The 21,368-nt window shown below is 71.7% G+C and carries 17 protein-coding genes; 8 read left to right on the plus strand and 9 right to left on the minus strand.

What is annotated here, in order from left to right:
• The first annotated feature begins 120 nt into the window (after positions 1–120).
• The 3 genes from ITJ69_RS15505 (at position 121) to ITJ69_RS15515 (ending at position 9,112) form a co-directional block, all read left to right on the plus strand.
• The gene (locus tag ITJ69_RS15505; RefSeq protein ID WP_133937693.1) at positions 121–1,416 is read left to right on the plus strand and encodes a bifunctional glycosyltransferase family 2/GtrA family protein; all 1,296 of its coding nucleotides are present in this window, start codon (positions 121–123) and stop codon (positions 1,414–1,416) included.
• Between the two features lie 341 nt (positions 1,417–1,757).
• Complete coding sequence (locus tag ITJ69_RS15510; protein ID WP_194673241.1) at positions 1,758–7,325, plus strand: glutamate synthase-related protein; 5,568 nt, start codon at positions 1,758–1,760, stop codon at positions 7,323–7,325.
• Positions 7,322–9,112, plus strand: a complete 1,791-nt coding sequence (locus tag ITJ69_RS15515) for a sulfite reductase subunit alpha (protein WP_194673242.1) — start codon at positions 7,322–7,324, stop codon at positions 9,110–9,112. The genes ITJ69_RS15510 and ITJ69_RS15515 overlap by 4 nt, the downstream gene beginning before the upstream one ends.
• A gap of 398 nt (positions 9,113–9,510) precedes the next feature.
• On the opposite strand, the gene ITJ69_RS15520 is transcribed toward ITJ69_RS15515, so the two are convergent.
• From ITJ69_RS15520 to ITJ69_RS15535, 4 genes are read right to left on the minus strand one after another with little or no spacing between them, the layout of a single operon-like run.
• Entirely contained in the window at positions 9,511–9,906 is a 396-nt protein-coding gene (locus ITJ69_RS15520) for an ATP-dependent DNA ligase (protein ID WP_123291787.1), read from the minus strand.
• 8 nt (positions 9,907–9,914) lie between these two features.
• Complete coding sequence (locus ITJ69_RS15525) at positions 9,915–11,111, minus strand: alpha/beta hydrolase family protein (protein ID WP_194673243.1); 1,197 nt, start codon at positions 11,109–11,111, stop codon at positions 9,915–9,917.
• A 4-nt stretch (positions 11,112–11,115) separates the two neighbouring features.
• Positions 11,116–12,021 (minus strand): hypothetical protein, encoded by a 906-nt coding sequence (locus ITJ69_RS15530; RefSeq protein ID WP_194673244.1) that lies wholly within the window; start codon positions 12,019–12,021, stop codon positions 11,116–11,118.
• On the minus strand, positions 12,021–12,410 hold the full coding sequence (locus ITJ69_RS15535; RefSeq protein ID WP_194673245.1) for a hypothetical protein: 390 nt from the start codon (positions 12,408–12,410) through the stop codon (positions 12,021–12,023). The genes ITJ69_RS15530 and ITJ69_RS15535 overlap by 1 nt, the downstream gene beginning before the upstream one ends.
• Positions 12,411–12,568: 158 nt before the next feature.
• Between ITJ69_RS15535 and ITJ69_RS15540 the strand changes: the two genes are divergently transcribed.
• Both ITJ69_RS15540 and ITJ69_RS15545 read left to right on the plus strand, forming a co-directional pair.
• The gene (locus tag ITJ69_RS15540) at positions 12,569–12,913 is read left to right on the plus strand and encodes an ArsR/SmtB family transcription factor (RefSeq protein WP_123291783.1); all 345 of its coding nucleotides are present in this window, start codon (positions 12,569–12,571) and stop codon (positions 12,911–12,913) included.
• Positions 12,913–13,896, plus strand: coding sequence for an SRPBCC family protein (locus ITJ69_RS15545; protein ID WP_194673246.1), 984 nt, complete (start codon positions 12,913–12,915; stop codon positions 13,894–13,896). Before ITJ69_RS15540 ends, ITJ69_RS15545 begins: the two co-directional genes overlap by 1 nt.
• A 66-nt stretch (positions 13,897–13,962) precedes the next feature.
• Here the strand turns inward: ITJ69_RS15545 and ITJ69_RS15550 are convergent, their stop codons facing one another.
• The 5 genes from ITJ69_RS15550 to mvk are packed head-to-tail and all read right to left on the minus strand — an operon-like array spanning position 13,963 to position 19,267.
• A complete protein-coding gene (locus ITJ69_RS15550; RefSeq protein WP_194673247.1) occupies positions 13,963–15,114 on the minus strand; it encodes a hydroxymethylglutaryl-CoA synthase in 1,152 nt (383 codons plus the stop codon).
• A complete protein-coding gene (locus ITJ69_RS15555; protein WP_123938430.1) occupies positions 15,111–16,175 on the minus strand; it encodes a hydroxymethylglutaryl-CoA reductase in 1,065 nt (354 codons plus the stop codon). Before ITJ69_RS15555 ends, ITJ69_RS15550 begins: the two co-directional genes overlap by 4 nt.
• On the minus strand, positions 16,168–17,250 hold the full coding sequence (locus tag ITJ69_RS15560) for a phosphomevalonate kinase (RefSeq protein WP_123291779.1): 1,083 nt from the start codon (positions 17,248–17,250) through the stop codon (positions 16,168–16,170). The genes ITJ69_RS15555 and ITJ69_RS15560 overlap by 8 nt, the downstream gene beginning before the upstream one ends.
• Complete coding sequence (gene mvaD / locus ITJ69_RS15565) at positions 17,247–18,272, minus strand: diphosphomevalonate decarboxylase (protein WP_132099834.1); 1,026 nt, start codon at positions 18,270–18,272, stop codon at positions 17,247–17,249. The genes ITJ69_RS15560 and mvaD overlap by 4 nt, the downstream gene beginning before the upstream one ends.
• A complete protein-coding gene (gene mvk, locus ITJ69_RS15570) occupies positions 18,272–19,267 on the minus strand; it encodes a mevalonate kinase (RefSeq protein ID WP_194673249.1) in 996 nt (331 codons plus the stop codon). Before mvk ends, mvaD begins: the two co-directional genes overlap by 1 nt.
• An 81-nt stretch (positions 19,268–19,348) precedes the next feature.
• Between mvk and ITJ69_RS15575 the strand changes: the two genes are divergently transcribed.
• The 3 genes from ITJ69_RS15575 (at position 19,349) to ITJ69_RS15585 (ending at position 21,320) form a co-directional block, all read left to right on the plus strand.
• The gene (locus ITJ69_RS15575; protein ID WP_194673250.1) at positions 19,349–19,804 is read left to right on the plus strand and encodes a MarR family winged helix-turn-helix transcriptional regulator; all 456 of its coding nucleotides are present in this window, start codon (positions 19,349–19,351) and stop codon (positions 19,802–19,804) included.
• A 91-nt stretch (positions 19,805–19,895) separates the two neighbouring features.
• The gene (locus ITJ69_RS15580; protein WP_017885422.1) at positions 19,896–20,318 is read left to right on the plus strand and encodes an organic hydroperoxide resistance protein; all 423 of its coding nucleotides are present in this window, start codon (positions 19,896–19,898) and stop codon (positions 20,316–20,318) included.
• A 27-nt stretch (positions 20,319–20,345) separates the two neighbouring features.
• Positions 20,346–21,320 carry a zinc-binding dehydrogenase gene (locus tag ITJ69_RS15585; RefSeq protein ID WP_194673254.1) on the plus strand — a complete coding sequence of 325 codons (975 nt, stop codon included), beginning with the start codon at positions 20,346–20,348 and terminating at the stop codon, positions 21,318–21,320.
• Positions 21,321–21,368 lie beyond the last annotated feature (48 nt).

Raw genomic sequence — 21,368 nt, forward strand, 5'->3', positions numbered from 1 at the left:
TCCGTCGACCGTATCCGCGCGACACCTGTCGTGTTCGGCCGTGACGTGAACGGTCGCCGAACGCCGTTCTTACCGGGAGCACAGCGCACTGCCTCGGTCCGCATGTGCCCGCTGCCGAGCATGAGCGGCATGACGGAGACGAACCAGACCCTCGACATCGACATCGTCGTCCCCTGCTACAACGAGCAGGACACGCTCGCGGCCCACGTGCGACGCCTGCACACGTTCTGCCGGACGTCGTTGCACCACTCTTGGCGGATCACGATCGCGGACAACGCCTCGACCGACGACACCGCGCGGATTGCCGACGACCTGGCCGCCATGCTGCCCGGCGTGCACGCGGTCCACCTGCCCGAGAAGGGTCGTGGACGGGCGCTCAAGGCCGTGTGGGGTGCATCTCCGGCGACGGTGCTCGTGTACGTCGACGAGGACCTGTCGACGGATCTCGCGGCACTCGAGCCGCTCGTGGCGCCGCTGCTCTCCGGGCACTCCGACCTGGCGATCGGCACGCGGTTGGCGGACTCGTCGCGGGTGGTTCGGGGCAGCAAGCGCGAGTTCATCTCCCGCTCGTACAACCTGCTGCTCCGCACGACGATGGGGGTGTCGTTCTCGGACGCGCAGTGCGGGTTCAAGGCGGTCACGAAACGAGCGGCCGACCAGCTGCTGCCGCTGTGCGAGGACGACGCGTGGTTCTTCGACACCGAGATGCTCGTCCTCGCCGAGCACGCGGGACTGCGCATCCACGAGGTCCCGGTGGACTGGGTCGACGACGTGAACTCGTCCGTGCAGATCGCCTCGACGGCCACCGAGGACCTCAAGGGCATGTGGCGCGTCTCGCGGGGCATCGCCAGCGGGCGGGTACCGGTGGGTGCTGTGTACGAGACCATCGGCCGCCGTCCGTTCACGCCACCGCACGTCGGGTTCCTCGGGCAGGTGCTGCGCTTCGGCGCCATCGGGGTGCTGTCGACCGTCGCGTTCGCGGTGCTGTACGCGCTGTTCCGTCCGGCGATCGGGGCGCAGACCGCGGACTTCCTGGCCCTGCTGCTGACGGCGATCGGCAACACCGCGCTCAACCGGCGGTTCACGTTCGGTGTGCGGGGGCGTGCCGGAGCCGGGCGACATCACGTGCAGGGACTGGTGGTGTTCGGCATCGCGTGGGCGATCACCTCGGGGTCGCTGGTCGTGCTCCACAGCAGCGTGCCGGGAGCATCGCACGGTGCCGAGATCCTGGTGCTGACGGCCGCCAACCTGGTCGCGACCTGCGTTCGGTTCGTGCTGTTCAAGGCGTGGGTGTTCCGCAGCGGCCGCCGTCGCCCGGAGCTCATCCGCCCCGGCACGACCCCCGCCGCCGACGCCAGCACGGCGGTGACGGAGCCGATCACCGTCGACGAACGGACCGGCGAGCGCGCGGCCTGACACCGTGCGAGGCTGGCCACTCGGTGCGGGGTCGTTCGGCCCGCGCGGCCCGTCGCACCGTGCGGTGTGGCCCATCCCGTGCGAGGTTGCACGCTCCGTGCAGCGCAACAACAGCGCACCGAGCGGGCAACCTCGCACCAGCCGGACAGGCGCGCACGGTGCGACACCATCACACGCCCGGACGCGCGGTGTTGCGTGGGCGGTATACCGCGCCGTAGCATCGCCGTACCGCACCACAACCCCACAGGGCCCGACTGCCAACACCGGTCTGCCCGCGGCGAGCGCTCCATCGATGCAGCCTGGCCGTCCGCTGCCGGCAACGCCCCACTGGACCCGCACACGTGAACCCCACATCTTTCGGTCTCTACGACCCTGCCCGCGAATCGAGCGACTGCGGCGTCGGTTTCATCACCCGACTCGACGGCACGCCCCACCACGACGTCATCCGCAAGGGTGACGAAGCGCTCTGCGCCATCCCCCACCGCGGCGGCAAGTCCGCCGAGGGTGTCGGTGACGGCGCCGGTGTGAGCATCGACCTGTCGGTGGAGTTCTTCAGCGCCATCACCGGCCAGGAGCTCCGTGCCGGTCACTTCGGTGTCGCGAACTGCTTCGTGCCGAGCGGCGCAGGTGCGGCGGCGGACGCCGAGCGCGCCCGTGCGCGGCAGACCGTCACGGACGCCATCGAGCAGCAGGGCTTCGAGCTGCTCGTCGTCCGCGACGTCCCGGTGGACCACTCCGTCGCCCGGCCCGAGGCCGAGCAGTACCAGCTGCCGATCGTGCAGTGGGTCTTCCGCGCGCCCGAGCAGTGGGACCGCACCGAGGTCGACGCGGCGGCGAACCGTGCCCTGCTCGCGATCGAGTCGGTGTCCTACGGCGAGGCCGCCGAGCAGCGCGCCGAGCACGCGGCCCTGTACCCGCTGTCGCTCAGCGCCCGGACCCAGATCCTGAAGGGCCGCCTGAACTCGGGTGAGGTCATCGGGTACTTCACGGACCTGCGTGACCCGCGTCACTCGGTGCGGACGCTGTACTTCCACACCCGGTTCTCGACGAACACCGAGCCGCACCCGACGATGGCGCAGCCGTTCCGGCTGATGGCGCACAACGGCGAGCTGAACACCGACCGGAAGAACCGGCTGTCGGACGAGGCTCTGGCGCGTGCCCGCACCCGCAGCATCGTGCGCCCGCCCGGGCAGTCGGACTCGAGCCGCCTCGACCAGACGCTGCAGAGCCGCGTGTTCGACGACGGGCTCGAGATCGTCGAGGCCGTGGTCTCGCTCATGCCGCCGGCGTGGGAGAACGACCGCACGCTGACCGCCGACGTGCGGGACATGCTCGAGTACTTCTCGCTGTACGAGGAGAAGAACGACGGTCCGGCCGCCGTGATCTTCAGCGACGGCGACGTGGTCGGCGCGCGCCTGGACCGCCTGGGGCTGCGTCCGCTGCGCACCGTCGAGACCACCGAGTACCTGATGGTGTCGTCCGAGGCCGGTCAGGTCACGTTCGACGCCGACGAGGTCGTGCACCGCGGTCGCATCGAGGCCGGCGGCATGCTCGTCGTCGACCACCGCACCGGCACCCGGATGCGCACGGACGAGGTGCTGCGCATGCTCGCGGCCCGCCGCGACTACGGCACGCTGCTCGACGCTGCCCGTGTGGACCTCGACGACCTGCCCGCTCCGGACTACGAGCGCACGACGACCACCCTGGGCTACGAGGGCGACCTGTCGCTCGCCGGCCGGTACGTGGCGTACTCGCTGAACCAGGAGAGCTTCCGGTTCATGCTCGACCCGATGCTGCAGAACGGCTCGGAGCGGATCTCGGCGATGGGCTACGGCAACGCCATCAACGCCCTGAGCGACACCGAGGGCGGCATGGCGAAGTACTTCTCGCAGCGCTTCGCCCAGGTGACCAACCCGCCGCTCGACTCGATCCGTGAAGCCGACGGCATGAGCATGCGCGTGGCGCTCGGCGCGAAGCCGGACGGCACGGGTTCGACGAGCCGACAGCTCGTCGTGCAGTCGCCGATCCTCGGCCACCTGGACATGGTGCGCCTGCGCGACCAGGACATCGTGCCGCTCGAGCGCTTCGACATGCTCTACGTGCCGGTGCTCGGCGACGAGCAGGCGAACGCCGACGCCGTGCGCGACGCCGTGGACGCCCTGTGCGACGCCGTGGAGCAGTTCGCGGGGACGTCCGGCGGCATCGCCGTGCTGACCGACCGCGAGGTCTCGTCGACCCGTGCGCCCCTGCCCGTGATCCTGGCCGTGGCCGCCGTGAACCAGCGGCTCATCGAGACCGGGCTGCGCCTGCGGGTGTCCGTCGTCGCCGAGAGCGGTCAGCTGCCATCGTCACACCACGTGGCGACGGCGCTGGGCTTCGGCGCCTCGGCTGTGTACAGCTTGAGCGCGCGCCTGCGTGCCGAGGAGAAGTACCCCGCCGCGCCGGCCCCCGCCGGTGAGCTCACCGCGACGGACCTCGCGCTGAAGCAGTTCCGCAAGGCCGCCGAGAAGGCGCTGGCGAAGACCATGGGTCGCGTCGGCCTGTGCACCGCCGAGAGCTACATCGGTGGCGCGTTCTTCGAGCCGAACTACCTGGACACCGGCGACGACGTCCTGGCGCGGGTGTTCCCGCACATGCAGGCCCCCGTGGGCGGCGTCGGCTTCGCCCGCATCGCCCAGGCGGCAACCGACTGGCACGAGCGTGCCCGCTCGGTCGCGGCCGAGGGCCAGGTCCCCCTGCTCGGCCTGTTCAAGGAGCGCTCGGACGGTGCCGGCCACTCGTTCGGCGTCGCGAGCGTCCGCGGGTTCGGCGGCATGACCGAGGAGCGTCCGTCCTTCGAGCGCTCCGGCGACTCGGACGCCCTGCGCCTGCTGACGCTCGGCCAGCTCGACGACTCCTTCGGCATCACCGACGCCGCGTACCGCAACACCGGCTACGACCGCCTCAGTGACACCGAGATCGACCAGCACCGGATCACGCCGGGCTACGTCACGTTCCTGCAGACCACGCACGACGAGCGGTCGCGCCGTCCCGCTGCGCTCCGCGACGTGCTCGCGCTGCCCGCGGACGTCACCGGCATCGACACGGCCGAGGACTTCGCCCGCGAGCTGGGCCGGTTCTCGACGACCGGCAACGCCAGCGTCACCGTGCGCGGGCTGTCCGGCTCGCGTCCGACGGACGACCAGGACCTGCCGGGAGGCACGGAGCGGTTCCGCCTCGCCCTCGCGTCCACGGGGACCACGGGTGCACTGCGCCACCAGGCCCTGGCAGACGGCCTCGCGCTGCTCTACCCGGGCCAGGTCGACGTCGACGCCGTCGACGCCACCCAGGTGACGCTCCGCGCCACCGGCGCGGCCGTCGGGCTGCTCGCCCTGCTCGAGAGCGCGCCCGACAGCGTCGAGCTCGACGAGGTCCAGCCGGCGCACGAGATCACCCGGACCCTGGCGTCCGGCGCGATGAGCCACGGCGCCCTCGTCGCCACCGCGCACGAAGCGGTGGCGCACGGCACGAACATGGTCGGCGGCATGTCGAACAGCGGTGAGGGCGGCGAGCACCACTCCCGCTACGGCACCATCCGCGGCTCGCGGATCAAGCAGTTCGCCTCGGGTCGCTTCGGCATCTGGGCGGGCTACCTCGCCGACCCCATGCTCGAGGAACTCGAGATCAAGATCGGTCAGGGCGCGAAGCCCGGCGAGGGCGGTCAGCTGCCCGCGCCGAAGGTCACGGTGGACATCGCCGCGGCCCGTGGTGGCACCCCCGGCGTCGAGCTCATCTCGCCGCCGCCGCACCACGACACGTACTCGATCGAGGACCTGGCGCAGCTCATCCACGACTGCAAGGCCGCCCGTGTCCGGGTGATCGTGAAGCTCGTGTCCTCCGAGGGCATCGGCACCATCGCGGTCGGCGTCGCCAAGGCCGGCGCGGACGTCATCAACGTCGCGGGCAACACCGGTGGCACCGGCGCCGCGGCCGTCACGAGCCTGAAGTACGCGGGACGTTCGGCGGAGATCGGCGTCGCCGAGGTCCACCAGGCCCTCGTCGCGAACGGCCTGCGCTCCAAGGTCACGCTCCGGTGCTCGGGTGCGCACCAGACCGGGTCCGACGTCGTGACGAGCGCCCTGCTCGGCGGCGACAGCTTCGAGTTCGGCACGACCGCGCTCATGATGCTCGGCTGCGTCATGGCGAAGAACTGCAACGTGAAGTGCCCGGCCGGCCTCACCACGAACGCCGAGGCGTTCGAGGGCGACCCGCGTGCACTCGCGCAGTACCTGCTCAACATCGCCCACGACGTGCGGCAGATCCTCGCCCGCCTCGGTCTGCGCTCGCTGCGCGAGGCACGGGGTCGCACCGACCTGCTGCAGCTCCTCGACCACCCGGCGAGCGTCGGGCGTCTGGACGCCCGCGCCCTGCTCGCGCAGGTGCCGGAGAAGGTCGTGACGGACCCGGAGTACCTGGAGAAGGACTTCCACACCGACGACGCGCTGCTCGAGCGCATCCGCACGGCGCTGGTCGACCACGCCCAGGAGCACGTGCTCGTGCACGGCGTCCTGCTCGGCAACAGCGACAAGTCCGTCGGCGGTCAGCTCGGCATCGACGTCGAGCGCCTGCTCAACCACGAGCTCCGCGCCGAGGACGTCCAGGGGCTGCCCGCCGTGGCGACCGACGACCGCGGGCGCCGCCGGCTGGTCGACGGTGCGGTCACGATCCGCACCCAGGGCTCGGCCGGGCAGTCGTACGGCGTGTTCAACAACGACGGCATCGTGCTCGAGCACACCGGCACCGCGAACGACGGCGTCGGCAAGAGCCAGAGCGGCGGTCGGATCATCGTCCGCGCTCCCGGCGGCGGCAGTGCCGACCAGGGCGGGAACGTGCTGATCGGCAACTTCGCGCTCTTCGGGGCCACCGGCGGCCGCACGTTCGTCGAGGGCGAGGCCGGAGACCGCTTCGCCGTGCGCAACTCCGGCGCCACGGCCGTGGTCGAGGGCGTCGGCGACTTCGGGTGCGAGTACATGACGGGCGGTGCCGTGTTCAACCTCGGCGCGTTCGGCAAGGGGCTCGGCAACGGCATGTCCGGCGGGTTCCTGTACCAGTACGACCCGTCCGGTCAGGTCGCCCAGCGGGCCAGCACCGACTCGCTCCTCGTGTTCCCGGTCACCGACACCGAGCGCGGGGCGTTCCACGAGGCCGGCGCGCGACTGCTGCTCGAGTGGCACCTCGAGGCGACCGGGTCGGCGCTGGCCGAGCGGCTGCTCGCCGACTGGGAGACCACCCAGCAGCACGTCTTCGTCGGCATGCCGCGCGCGCTCCTGCTCTCGCAGGACGCCGGCGAGATCCTCGCGGCGGCCACCCGCCCCGAGCTGCTCGACGAGCTCGCGTCCTCGATCGCCACGGACAAGCTCCGTGCGTTCAAGGTCGACTACCGCGACCAGCGCACCGTCCTCGACGGCCGTGCCCCGGCCCTCGGCGACCAGGGCGACGACATGTTCTCGCTGCTGTCGTCGTACACGGTGCTCGGTGTCGCCCAGGACGTCGCCCTCGAGCGCGTCCCCGGTGCGGGTCCCAACGACCCCCGCGTCACCGAAGCGGTGAAGAACCTCGTCCTGACCGAGGACTTCTCGGTGAAGCAGCGCGTCGTGAAGTACCTGCGCGGCACGCTCGACCGGTTCGCGGACGACCAGCTCGCGACGCTCATCGCGATCAAGCGGCTCGACGACTACAAGCGTGCGCTCACGCAGCGGAACAACCGCAGCATGGACGCACCGGGCACCACGGGGTGGATCATGCACCAGAACGCCAAGAACGACGGCCGCGTCCGCGAGGCCCGCTTCGACGAGCTGCTCGCCACCGCGGCGCTCGAGGACATCGCCCGCCGTGCACCCCAGGCGCCGACCGAGGCGGTGTCCGCGTGAGCCTGCTCCCCCCGACCGGATCGCTGATCCCCGTCGACGCACCGTTCTCGGCTGCCCAGGAGTCCTGGCTGGCCGGGTTCATCGCGGGCATCGCCGCCGCCGGCAAGAAGGCGTCCGGCGCCGCCCCCACGACGACGATCGACGTGCTGTTCGGCACGCAGACCGGCAACGCGGAGTTCCTGGCCGACGAGCTCGTCGCCGGGGCGAAGGCCCGCGGGCTCGGTGGCCGTGCCGCTGCACTCGACGCCGTCACCCCGGAGCAGCTCGCCGAGATGACCCACGTGCTCGTCGTCACCTCGACGTACGGCGAGGGCGAGATGCCCGACAACGCCGGCCTGTTCTGGGACGCGGTCCAGGCGTCCACCGTGCCGCGGCTCGAGGGGCTGCAGTACGCCGTCCTCGGCCTCGGGGACACCAGCTACGACGAGTTCTGCCAGGCCGGCAAGCTCCTCGACACCCGCTTCGAGCAGCTCGGCGCGACCCGGGTGCACGACCGCGTGGACTGCGACGTCGACTTCGAGGACGCCGCCGCACTCTGGAGCGCCGCCGTGCTCGACCGGCTCGCTGCCGAGGCCGGCGCGACGGGCGCACCCGGCGCGACCACGGGCAGTGGTGCCGACGGCGGTGCCACCGCGACCGGCGGGGCGGGCGCGGGTCGTGCCTCCCGGCCGGGGTCGCAGTGGAACAAGCGCAACCCCTACCCGTCGCGGCTGGCCGAGAACCGGCTGCTCTCCTCGCCGCGCAGCGCAAAGGAGATCCGGCACTACGAGTTCGACCTCGGCGACTCCGGCATCGAGTACGCCGCCGGCGACGCCCTGGCGGTCGTGCCGGTCAACGACGAGGTCTTCGTCGCGGAGCTGCTCGAGCAGGTCGGCGCGAACGGCGGCGAGTCGTTCGACGGCCGACCGATCACCGAGGTCCTGCGGAGCGACCGCGAGGTCCGGACGCCGTCGAAGGACCTCATCGCGGACCTCGTGCAGCGTGCCCCGGCGAGCGAACTCGCCGCGGTCGTCTCGCACGGCGACAAGCACGAGCTGGACCGCTGGCTGTGGGGCCGTGACGTCCTCGACCTGCTGCGTGACGCCGGGCCGGCCGCTCCCGGACTCGACGAGCTGCTGCCGAACCTGCGCCCGCTGCAGGCACGCCAGTACTCGATCTCGTCGAGCCCGCTGGCGCACCCGGACCGCATCCACCTGACCATCGCGTCCGTCCGGTACGGCGACCCGCACCGGATGTACGCCGGCGTCGCGTCGACGTTCCTGGCGGACCGGGTCGACCCCGACGGTACGGTCGACGTCTACCTGCAGCCGAACGCGTCGTTCGGCGTGCCGGCCGACGCGTCCGCACCGATGATCATGATCGGTCCGGGCACCGGCATCGCCCCGTTCCGCGGGTTCCTGCACGAGCGGGCCGCGGCGGGTGCGACGGGGCGCAACTGGCTGTTCTTCGGCGACCAGCACCGCGACACCGACTTCGTCTACCAGGACGAGCTCACCGAGCTGCAGGAGCAGGGCGTGCTGAACCGCCTCGACCTGGCGTTCTCACGCGACCAGGCCGAGAAGGTCTACGTGCAGACCCGGATGCGCGAGCAGTCCGCCGAGCTGTTCGCCTGGCTCGAGGACGGCGGCCACGTGTACGTGTGCGGCGACGCCTCGCGCATGGCGAAGGACGTCGAGGCCGCGCTGCTCGACGTCATCCGCACCGGCCGCGGCCGCGACGAGGACGACGCGCTGTCGTACCTGGCCGACCTGCGCCGCACGAAGCGGTACGTCCGCGACGTCTACTGAGCCAGCAGCCCCCGCCCGATCCGGGCAGCAGAACGCCCGGGCAGCAGAACGCCCCGGTAGCGGAACCCGAATCCGACTGCCGGGGCGTCCTGTGGAAGGGTGCCGGTCAGTGAGGCCTGACCGACGAGCCCAGTGGCGTGACGCAAGGACCCGGGTGCGATGACCCGGCTTCCTGGACGACGAGTCTCCTGATCCGGGACTCCCGTCGTGCTCGCCACTCGATCGCCGATGGTTGGTCGGCGCCGGGCGCGCACTGCGTCACGGTCATTCGGGTCCCCCTCCTGCCGCGGTTCGTTGCCGTCACCGGCTCCCTGGATGCCGGCCCGAAGGGACGACTCTGATCCGCGGTACAGAAACGCTACGACGATCGGCGGATCTTCGGAACCCGTTGACGGGAATCACTCAGCCGTGCTACCGCTCGGTGTCCCCGAAGCGTCGTCGGCGTCCCCCGGTGCGACCGCTCGCGACCACGCCGAGTCGGCCGCCGTGCTCGTGTCCGGCGGTTCCGGCGTCAGGACGAGCCCCGACCCGGACGTGGCTGAGGCGTAGAGGTCCTCGAGCCAACTGCGGTTGATCGACGGCACCCGGCTGCCGGAGAACTTGAAGTGCAGGCCGACGTTCGGGTTCAGCCAGATCGTGCTGCGGCCGTTGCCGTGGACGACGTCGTCCTTCCACGAGAACGCGAACCGGTGATCACGCCGGAGCATGTTCACGATCACGATCTGCAGGTGTGTCATGGCACGGTCGTCGATGCGGAGGTCGAGCGGCTGGCCGTCGTAGATGAGCTGACCCATGGCCCCTTCTACTCCATGGTTCCGGTGTGGTCGAGCGATCTCGCCCAGTTCGTGATGGTGGTGTCGAACCAGACGGCGTCGACGTTCCGCTCCCAGGCGTGCTCGGCGGGCTCACTCACCGCCAACGTCACGGTGTCGGGGTGCGCGTCGGCGAACTCCCGACTGACGGCGAAGGGCACGGTGGTGTCCCCCGACGAGTGGATGAGCAGGGTCGGCGGCAGGCTCCGCGGCGCGTGCAACCAGGAGAGCGCGCGGACGTCCACGGGTGAACGGAGACCGACGAGTCGGCACACGAGCGGCAGTGCCATCGCCCGGAGCGCGGCACCGACGACGAACCCGGGGAGCCCGGCACGACCGGCCTGGGAGCGCACCGTGGTCGCCCAGTCGAGCGCCGGTGACACGAGGACCAGTCCGACGAACCGGTCGCGGTGCGCCGACCGGGCGAGCAGTTCGTGGGTGATCGTCGCGCCCATCGACCACCCCACGATGACGAGCCGTTCGGCCCCGTTCGCGACGGCGTGGTCGAGTGCGGCCTCGACGTCGGGCCACTCGCGGGCGCCGAGGTGCGAGGCACGGCCCTGCCAGGGCGCTTCGCCGTCGCCGCGGAACGACGGGACGATCGAGGTCCAGCCGGCCTCGAGTGCCGCCGGCACGGTCCGGAGCGCCGTCACGCGGGTGGTGCGGATGCCGTGCACGTGGACGGCCCAGGTCGCGGCGGGCGCGTCGGTGGCGGGCGCGTCGGCGCCAGGCGCGTCTGCGTTGGCCTGCGCGAGCTCGGCCTCGGGGCCGCCGGGCCGGATGACCCAGGCCGGCGCGGGTCCCACGGGCGTCGCCAGGTCGACCTCCGCCCAGTCGACGTCCATCGCGGCGGGGTCCGGGTGCACGTGCCCGCTCCACCGCACCCGTGTCGACACGTCACCCGTCGTCCGGACCACCGCACGCCGCACGGTGCCGGCGGCCTCGTCGACGTCGAGCACCGGTCCGACCGTGGTGTGCCCGGTGCCGTCGTGCCACAGGCCGTACTCCCCCGGGCGCACGGTGTCGTCGGTGATCGGGAGCCGGATCGAGTCGTCGGTCGTCTCGAGCACCGGGGTCCAGCGGTCGCCGCCGGGCAGCACGATCTTGCCGACGACCTTCCGCACCACGAGCAGGAACGCCGCCGCCAGCACGACGAGCACGCCGAGCACCCACCAGACGATCGTCATCGCATCAGCCTCCGAGACTGCGGGTCAAGGTCAGTTCCGCCGAGCGCACCTGGGCGAGTTCGGCGTCGTCGAGGGTGCGGCCCTGCACCTCGGCGTCGCGGATCGCGATGACGAGGTCGTAGGTCCGTGCCTGCACGTCGCCGTCCCGTTCGACGGCGCGCAGTTCGTGGCGCCGCGCGATGCGACGGAGCCGTCGGTGGTGCCGACGACACGTCACGTCCCGCCACCACCGGCGGAACGTCAGGGACGCCATCGCGACGACGATGAGGACGATGCCCAGGTAGAACGGCGGGTCGAAGCCCAGACGGAGTCCGTCGCGCAGCGGAGCGGGGAACCACCCGAAGTGGTCGGCGGTGAGGGAGAGGAGCTCGTCGATACTCGCGATGACCACGAGCGACAGGCCCACCCGGAAGACCACGAGCGCGACCGGGTTCTGCAGCACGCCGTACCGGAGCGTCGCGGCGGCGATCACGCCGACACCGACCATGTAGACCGACCCGTAGAGCCACATCGCCGGCTGGTGGATCTCCCGCACGATGAAGTGGAAGTCGGTGCCGCCCCGGTCGCGCACGGCGAAGAACGGGACGGCGAAGGCCACCACCACCACGAGGAGCGCGAGCGGGCTCGCCAGCCCCGGCCGCTTCGGCAGGTCGGACGTGCTCGCCCGGAGCATCAGCCAGAAGGCCGCCGTGGCGCACACGTTCTGCACCAGGTTGATGAGGTTCGTGCCCCCGAGGGCGCCGTCGAGCACGGTCTGCGGCACGACGCTGCCGAGGGTCAGCAGCCCGAGCGCACCGACGCCGGTCGCACCCCAGGCGGCGCGGCCACGCGGGTTCCGCAGCACGTAGGGCGTGCGGGCGAGGAAGATCAGCGCCGCGCACCAGAAGGCGGCGGCGTGCAGGACGGCCATCAGCCGTAGGCCCGCTCGTCCGCGCTCGCGCTGCCGGCGAGCAGCACGGTCGCCAGCTCGTACGCGAACCGCTCGGCGAAGTGCTCGTCGTCGTCCGAGATGCTCACCAGTCCGGTGTCGCCGTCGAGGGCGCGGCGGCACACGTGCCCACCCGAGGCGAACTCGGCGATCGAGGTGGTGGTCGGGGCTCCGGCGTCGCCGTGCACGAGGTGTCCGAGCTCGTGCAGGACGCAGTGCATCCGGTACAGCTTGGGGGCGCCGGCCGGCACCAGGACGAGGTTCTCGTGCTCGAACTGCGACACCAGCGCGGTGAGCGGCCCCCAGCTCGGACCGTCGACGTCGACCACGCGGGTCGGCTTGCCGACGAACCGCCCAACCCCGGCGACCACGTCGGGGAGCCTCGGCGACGGAGGAAGGGTCGCGACGAGGGCACTGACGGTGTCCGACGCGCTCGAGCCCACTGGCATCGCCCCTTTCGATCTCCGCGGACAGACTACCTGCACGTCCCCCTTGCGCACGAGGGTGGACAGTCGTAACGTACAACCAAATGGTTGTACGAATTGCACTGTCCGACGCCGAGGTCGACCGGGTGTTCCACGCACTCGCTGACGCGACCCGTCGTGACATCGTCCGACGCACGCTCGTCGGGTCCTCGTCCGTCAGTGACCTCGCGGACGCGTACTCGATGTCGTTCGCCGCCGTCCAGAAGCACGTCGCCGTCCTCGAAGGAGCCGGACTCGTGAGCAAGGAAGCACGCGGCCGCACCCGCATCGTGCGCGCCGAACCGGGGCAGCTCGCCCGGGTGCGCGACCTGCTCGACGCCTACGGCGACCTCTGGCGGGGCCGGCTCGACCGCCTCGACACCCTGCTCGACACCGACAAGGAGCAATGATGCCCACCACGTCCGTCCACACCGATCCCGAGGCCCTCGCGCTGACGCTCGTCGCCGAGTTCCCCGTCCCGGTCGAGCGCCTCTGGGGCGCCTTCGCCGATCCCCGTCAGCTCGAACGCTTCTGGGGCCCACCCGGCTTCCCCGCCACCTTCACCTCGTTCGACCTGCGGCCCGGCGGCCGCGCCGACTACCGGATGACGTCACCACAGGGCGAGCGGTTCCACGCGGTCTGGCAGGTCACCGCGGTCGACGAGCCACACCGCATCGTGTTCCGCGACCTCTTCACCGACGCCGACGGCGAGGTCGACGACGGGTTGCCGACCAGCGAGACCGTCTTGTCGTTCGAGACCGTCGGAACCGGGTCGCGTGTGACCGTCCGGTCGTCGTTCGGGTCCACCGCCGACCTCGAGACCATGGTGGACATGGGCATGGTCGAGGGCTACGAGCAGGCCTTCGGACAGCTCGACGCCGTCCTCGCCGACCTGCGCGAGGACGCCCTGGGCAACGGCACCGTCACCGAGCTCGTCGACGACACCCACGTCCGCATCACGCGGGCCTTCGCAGCACCACGCCACCTGCTGTGGCGGGCGCACACCGAGCCCGAGCTCGTCCGGCAGTGGTTGCTCGGACCGGACGGGTGGGAGATGACGGTGTACGAGAACGACCTGACGCCGGGTGGCACGTTCCGGCAGGCGTGGGCGCCGACGGGTGACACCGAGGGCGAGCCGTTCGGCTTCGAGGGCGAGAACCTCGTCGTGGAACCGGAGCGGCGGATGGTGTCCACCGAGAGGATGACCGGTGCGCCGTTCCCGCCGAACACGAACGACCTGCAGTTCGACGAGGCCGACGGCGTCACCCTGCTGACGCTGCGCATCACCTACCCCGACCAGACGCAGCGCGACATGATCCTGGCCACCGGCATGACCGACGGCATGGAGACCAGCTACCAGCGTCTGGAACGCGAGGTCCTGTCCGCCACGTGACCAGCGAACGGACGGGAGGCCCGTGGCGGACCCGCCACGGGCCTCCCGTCCGTCACGCGGTGCGTCTCAGGACGCCTCGTAGTGGCGCGCGCCGCCGCGCACTCCGGCGAAGCGGTACGGCCCTGCCGTGACGCGCGGACGCTCGACGTCGTCGCTCGTCGCGGCGCCGGTCGCGTGCAGCTCGCGGTACGCGTCCACGGTCAGCGGAACGCGGGCCGAGAGCAGCTGCCGGACCCGGCCGACGCGACGGTGCTCACGGTAGGACGGCTGCACGATGCCGGTGAGGAGCTCGCCGACGCTGCCCGAGCCGTAGCTGAACAGGGCGATGCGCTCACCCGCCAGGTCCTCGTCGAGGTCGAGGAGCGCGGCGAGCCCGATCCAGAGCGACGCCGTGTACGTGTTGCCGGTCTGCTTGTTGTACGTGAAGCCGACGAACAGCTCCGACTCGTCGAACGGCACGCCCACGTGCTGCGTCAGCTTCCGGTGGGCCTTGAGCGCCATCTTCGTGAACGGCTGGTGGTGGACGAAGCGCACGATGTCCTCGTACGCCGGTCCGCCTTGCTCGGCGAGGTCGTCCCACGCGCCCACGAAGGCGTCGACGTAGGCGCTGACGGACAGGCGGCCGTCGACCAGCGCGGTGGAGCGGTCGTTCGGACGCCAGAAGTCGTCGACGTCCGCGGTGAAGACGCCGGCGGCCGGCTCGATCTCGATGAGGTCGGGGTCGGCGGACACCAGGATCGCGGCCGCACCGGCGCCCTGGGTGGGCTCGGCGGCGGTGTCGACGTCGTAGCGGGCGACGTCGGCGGCGATGACGAGCACGCGCTCGTGCGGTGCCCTGGCGATGATGCCGAGGGCGAGCTGCACGGCGGCCATCCCGCCGTAGCAGGCCTGCTTCAGCTCGACGACGCGGACGTTCTTCGGCAGGCCGAGCAGCCCGTGCACGAAGACGCCGGCGGCCTTGGACTGGTCGACGCCGGACTCGGTGGCGAACAGCACGGTGCGGATGCCCTCGACACCGTGGCGGCCGATGACCTCCTTGGCCGCGGCGGCCCCCATCGTGACGATGTCCTCGTCCGGGGCGGGCACGCTGAAGGCGTCCTGGCCGATGCCGACGTGGTACTTCGCCGGGTCGACGCCGAGGCGCTCGGCCAGGTCGTCGAGCTCGAGCACGTGGTGCCCGGTCGCGATGGCGATGTCGTGGATGCCGATGCGCGTCATGCTGCGCCTCCGGCCGGCTTCGTGCCCCGTCGCTCCATGGCGACGTGGGCGGCCATCAGCTCACCCGGGTTCGTCTGGGCGGCGAGGAGCGAGAGTTCCCCGCACAGCACCGTGGCGGCACACAGGGCGGCGAGCCGACGGGCGTTCGCACCGGGCTCGCGGTCCTCGCGGCAGCCGAGGCGCACCAGGGCGTCCTCGACGACGGGCAGGTCCCCGCCCTTGCCGTTGCCGACCGTGCCGACGATCAGGTGCGGCAGCGACGTGGCGAAGTACAGGTCGCCGTCGCGGTTCTCGGCACTCGTGATGCCCTGCGAGCCCTCGACGATGTTCGCGGCGTCCTGCCCGGTGGCCAGGTAGAAGCCGAGCAGCATGTTCGCGTAGTGGGCGTTCGCGGAGCGGAGCGCCCCGGCGATGGTCGAGCCGATGAGGTTCTTCGCGATGTTCAGTTCGACGATGCGCTCGGTGCTCGACCGCAGGCGCTTCTCGACGATCTCGCCGGGGATCACGATCTCGGCGATGGTGTTGCGGCCACGACCACGGATGCCGTTCACCGCGCTGGCCTTCTTGTCGGTGCAGAAGTTGCCCGACACGGACACGTAGCGCAGGCCCGGCTGCCACGCCAGGATCGTGGGCAGGAGCTTGTCCGCCGCCTGCGTGACCATGTTGTGGCCGGAGGCGTCACCGGTCGTGAACGCGAACCGCAGGAACAGCAGGTCACCGACGATCTCGGGGTGCACCTCGATGAGCTTCGCGAACCGGCTCTGCCCGGCGACCAGCGCCTCGAGCTCGTCCTGTCGCGCGAGGATCTGCCCCGCAGCGACGTGCGCCGCAGCGGCACTGGCTGCTCGGACGACGACCGAGCGGGTCATCCGCTCGTCGACGACGGTCGCGACGATGCCGTCGTCGACCATGCGCGAGATGCGGGCGCCGCGGCCGACGGACGGCCAGAGCGGCGACTCGTACGTGGCGAGCGGGACCTCGTGCTCGCCCTGGACCGCGTTGCCGCTGATGCGGATCGGTCCGACCCACTTGGTCGGGATCGGCGTGAGCAGGTCACTCATCGAGGGCTCCTTCTGGTGCTCGCACCGCGACGCTGAGGTGTCTGATGTCGTGCGCCTCCCAGGCGCGGTGGATGCCGGCGGGGTCGATGTCCGCGGGGACGAGTGCGATGCCGCAGTCGCCGCCGCCGGCGCCGGACGGCTTCGCCGCTCCGCCGGCCGCCTCGACGACGTCGCACAGGGTCGCGAGGCGTTCGGTCTCGATCTTCGACCCGACCGAGTCGCCGAGGCGCTGCATCAGCACCCGGGCACGTCGGAGCGCGTCGAGCGTCTGCTCCGCGTCGCCGGTCTGGAGGCCCGTGGTCAGGTCGTCGACACAGCTGCGGCTCTCGTCGAGGAACGCCTGGTACCCGCCGTTGCGGTGCCGACGCACCACACCGACGAGCTTCGTGGTCGAGGCCGGCGAGCCGGTCCAGCCGACCAGGAGCTGCAGGTTCTCGGGGGCCGGCAGCCGCTGGACGTCGAAGCCCGCCCACGCGGCGGCGTCGGTGAGGATGTCGGACACGCGGCGCTCGTCGACGAACGACGCGAGGTGGTCGCGGTCCGGGGCGCTGTAGCGCAGCCATCCACCGAAGGTGCTCGCGGCGAGGTCCCCGCCGGAGGCCCGCGGGTTCACCCGGATGGTGGCGAGCAGGGCGACCTGGAAGCGCTGCCGCTGCGTCAGGCCGATGCCGTAGAAACGGTCGAGGGCACCGACGGTCGCGACGGTCACCGCCGCCGAGGACCCGAGCCCGAACTTCCGGCCGCTGGCGTCGTCGAGCTGGCTCTCGATCCGCAGGTCGTGGAAGCGCGGGGCGATCCCCCGCTCGGCGCGGAGCTTCTCGACGAGGTCGATCGTCGCCATCACGTAGTCGTAGGGGTGGTGCTCGCGGTCCAGGGCGAGACCGTCCTCGTCGCGCGTCCACGTCAGTGGCAGGTGGCCGTACTCCTCCGAGTGCACGCTGCCCGCACCGTGTGCCTCGGACACGCGTGCCGTGATGGCGCGGTCGAGGGCGATGAGGACGGACGGCTGGCCGGGCTCGACGACGGCGTACTCGCCGGCGACGAACAGCTTGCCGTGGGCGCGGAACTCGATCACTGCACGGACTCCTTCTGGTCGGGGCTGTCGCTCGCTGCGGCGACCCCGATCTCTTCGGAGCGGAGCACCCGAGCGGCAGGTCCGGTGCCGGACTCGATGACGTCGCCGAAGGACGCCAGCGCGGTGGCCACGGCGGAGCGGTCCTCGGGCCGGCAGAGCACGACCACGTTCGGGCCGGCGTCGGCGGTGGCGTAGGCCTCGAGCCCGGCGGCGCGGAGTTCGCCCACGGCGTCGAACACGGCGACGCTGCGCGCGTTGAGGTAGCGGATGGGCGGGAAGGCGCCCTCGATGGTGGCGTGCATGCGCAGCGCGTTGCTCTCGGTGATCTCGCCGATGCGCGTGAAGTCGCCGGCTGCGCAGGCGCCGAGCATGTCGCCGACGGTCTCGGTGGTCGACGTGACCCACGCCGGGTAGAACGGCGACGTGGCGATGGTGCGGCGCATCGCCTCGCGCGAACCGATGGGCTTCGGTCCGGCGTCGATCGTCACGACCACCATGGCCATCGGCGGTGCCGGGATCGGCTCGGCGAAGGACCCCTGGTCGTCGCCGGCGTGCCACACGGCGACGCCGCCGGGGATCGACCGCGTGGCCGACCCCGAGCCGCGTCGGGCCAGGCGGGACAGGTCGCGCGGGGACAGGTCGAGGCCGTACGCCGCCGAGGCCGCGGTGGCGAGCGCCGCGAACCCCGAGGCGCTCGAGGCCAGTCCGGCACCGGTCGGGACGGTGTTCTCGGACACGACGGACGCGCGGGCGTCGCTGCCGGCGAGCTCCCGCACCAGGTCGAGGAACTGCTGCACGCGCACCAGGGCGCCGTCGTCGACGACGTGACCGTTCAGCGTGAACCGGTCACGCGCCTCCTGGCCGTCACCGGAGCCGCCGTCCACCGTGACGGTGGTCGTCGTGGGGAACACGTCGAGGCCCATGGAGACGCTGCCCGTGGCGGGCAGCGCGAGCTGCGCGTCCGCCTTGCCCCAGTACTTGACGAGGGCGATGTTGGGGTGCGCGACGGCGGTGGCGGTCATCAAGCGCGGGCTCCGATCGTGGTGGTCCAGGTGGCTGCGGCCCCTGCGCCGCGGAGTGCGGCCGCGATGCGGTCCGCGTGGTCGTCGTCCGCGGCGAGTGCGAGCACGCACCCGCCCCGCCCGCCGCCGGTCAGCTTCGCGCCGAGGGCGTCCGCAGCTCGTGCGGCGTCGACGAGCCGGTCCAGGTCGGCACTCGACACGTCGAGTGCGCTGAGCAGGTCGTGCGCGGCGTCCATCGTGGCACCGAGCCCCTGTGCGTCGCCAGCCTCGAGTGTCCCCCGTGCCTGCCGTGCGAGCGCGCCGATCCGGTCGATGACCGCGTCGACGGCGACCGGGTCCTGGTCGTGCCGTTCCCGCACGGCCGCGACCGCCTGCCGGGTGTGGCCGGAGACACCGGTGTCGGCGACGACGAAGGTGAAGCGGGCCCCGAGGGCGACGGGCTCGATGCGGCCGCCCTCGAACCAGACCGGCACCGCGGCGACGACACCGCGGGCGTCGAGTCCTGACGGGCGACCGTGAGCGACCCGCTCGCACTCCTGGATGAGGTCGTGGTGGGTCTCGGCGTCGAGGGTCTCGCCGAGGGCGTCCGCGACGGCTGCCGTCACGGCGGCCGCGACCGCTGCGCTGGACCCCATGCCCCGGGCGGTCGGGACCTCGCTGTCGACCCGGACGTGGAAGTGCCGGTCGGTCACGCCGAAGTGCCGCAGGGTCGCGGTGACGGCGGTGACGGTCGGCATCACGGCAGCGGGTGCGAGGTCGAGCGGGCCGGTGTGCACCGTGGACTCGAGGGTGTGCCCGACGACGGTGCCGGTGGCCTCGTCGACGCCGGCGGTGACGGGGCTCACGGTCGCGACGACCCGGGCGTCGAGCACCGGCAGGACGAGTGCGGGTGCGCCGTAGACCACGGCGTGCTCACCGATCAGGATCGTCTTGCCGTGGGACGACGCGGTCCCGGAGCCGGGGGTCGTGGTGGAGTCGAGGTCGCTGCTGGTCATCGTGGGTCACGTCAGCCTAACCGTCCGGGCCGGAGCACGTGTTGGGTTGTGCACAACCGAGTTGCGTGCGATCCTGGTGGCATGCCCGTGACCGACGAGATGGTGTGCTTCTCCCTCTACGCAGCGAGCCGCGCGACCACGCAGGCGTACCGCTCGCTGCTCGAACCCTGGGGACTGACCTACCCGCAGTACCTGGTGCTCGTGACCCTGTGGATCGAGGGCGATCAGACCGTCTCGAGCCTCGGTGACCACCTGCAGCTCGACTCCGGCACCCTGTCGCCCCTGCTCCGCCGCATGGAGCAGTCCGAGCTCGTCCGCCGCGAACGCCGCAGCACCGACGAGCGCGTCGTGACGATCACGCTCGGCGACCGCGGCCGCACCATCCGTGCCGACCTCGCGCACATCCCGGCGACGATCGCCGCCGGCATGGGGCTCCCCGACGAGCAGGCCGCCACGGAGCTCATCGCGACCCTGCACCGGCTGACCGAGACGATGCACGCCGCGGCCACGAACACACCGGCTCGAGACTCGACCTGAGCGACACTTCTCGCCGCGCAGCGCCCGAGATCTGTCGGCCAGCCCGAGTCTCGGGCCAGGCCGCCACTGACCCCACGAAGGAAGGAACACCATGGAAGCCCTCTACACCGCCGAGGCCCTGGCCACCGGCGAAGGCCGCAACGGCCACGTCGCCACGAGCGACGGCACGGTCGAGTTCGACCTCGCCATCCCGAAGGAGATGGGTGGCTCCGGCAACGGCGCCAACCCCGAGCAGCTCTTCGCCGCCGGGTACGCCGCCTGCTTCCACTCCGCGCTGCAGGGCGTCGCCCGCAGCCAGAAGGTGAAGATCACCGACTCGTCCGTCGGCGGCCGCGTCCAGATCGGCCCGAACGGCAACGGCGGCTACCAGCTCGCCGTCATGCTCGAGGTCGTCATCCCCGGCCTGGAGCACGACCAGGCCCAGGCACTCGCCGACGCAGCCCACCAGGTCTGCCCGTACTCGAACGCGACCCGCGGCAACATCGACGTCACCATCGTCGTCTCGGAGGACTGACCCATGAGCACCACCACCCCCACCACCATGCGCGCCGTCGTCCACGAGACGTTCGCCGAGCCCGCCGACGTCCTCGAGGTGCAGGAGCGCCCCGTCCCCACGCCCGGCGCCGGCGAGGTCCTCGTCCGCACGGTCCTCTCCCCCATCCACAACCACGACCTGTGGACCGTCCGCGGCACCTACGGCTTCAAGCCCGAGCTGCCCGCAGCCTCGGGCACCGAGGCGCTCGGCGTCGTCGAGGCCCTGGGCGAGGGCGTCACGAACCTGACGGTCGGCCAGCGCGTCGCCGGCGGTGCCTTCGGCGTCTGGGCCGAGTACTACACCGCGAACGCCGCCGGGCTCGTCCCGGTGCCGGACGCCATGACCGACGAGGCCGCAGCACAGCTCGTCTCGATGCCGTTCAGCGCCATCAGCCTGCTGCACTCACTCGACCTGCACGAGGGCGACTGGCTCATCCAGAACGCCGCGAACGGTGCCGTCGGGCGCATGGTCGCCCAGCTCGGCGCGGCCCGCGGCATCAACGTCATCGGCCTGGTGCGTCGCGCCGCCGGTGTCGAGGAGATGCGCGAGCAGGGCATCGAGCGCATCGTCGCCACCGACGCGGACGACTGGAAGGACCAGGTCGCCACGATCACCGGAGGCGCCCCGATCGTCGCCGGTGTCGAGTCCGTCGGTGGCAAGGCCGCCGGCGACATCGCCAGCGTGCTCGGCGAGAACGCGACCCTCGTCGTCTTCGGCGCGATGGCCTCGCCCACGCTCGAGATCCCGTCCGGCAAGGTCATCTTCGGCCAGCTCACCGTGAAGGGCTTCTGGGGCAGCGTCGTCAGCAAGACGATGCCGGCCGAGACGAAGGGCCAGCTCTTCGGCGAGCTCATCACCCGCGTGCTCGACGGCTCGCTGACGCTCCCCGTCGCCGAGACCTTCGCCTTCGAGGACGTCCGCGACGCCGTCCGCGCCTCGGACACCGCCGGCCGCGTCGGCAAGGTGCTCCTGCGCCCGTAGCGCGACCACTGAACGGACGGGAGGCCCGGTGCCAGCTGGCACCGGGCC

It is taken from the genome of Curtobacterium sp. VKM Ac-2887, from assembly GCF_015350935.1.
In the GTDB taxonomy this organism is placed as follows: domain Bacteria; phylum Actinomycetota; class Actinomycetes; order Actinomycetales; family Microbacteriaceae; genus Curtobacterium.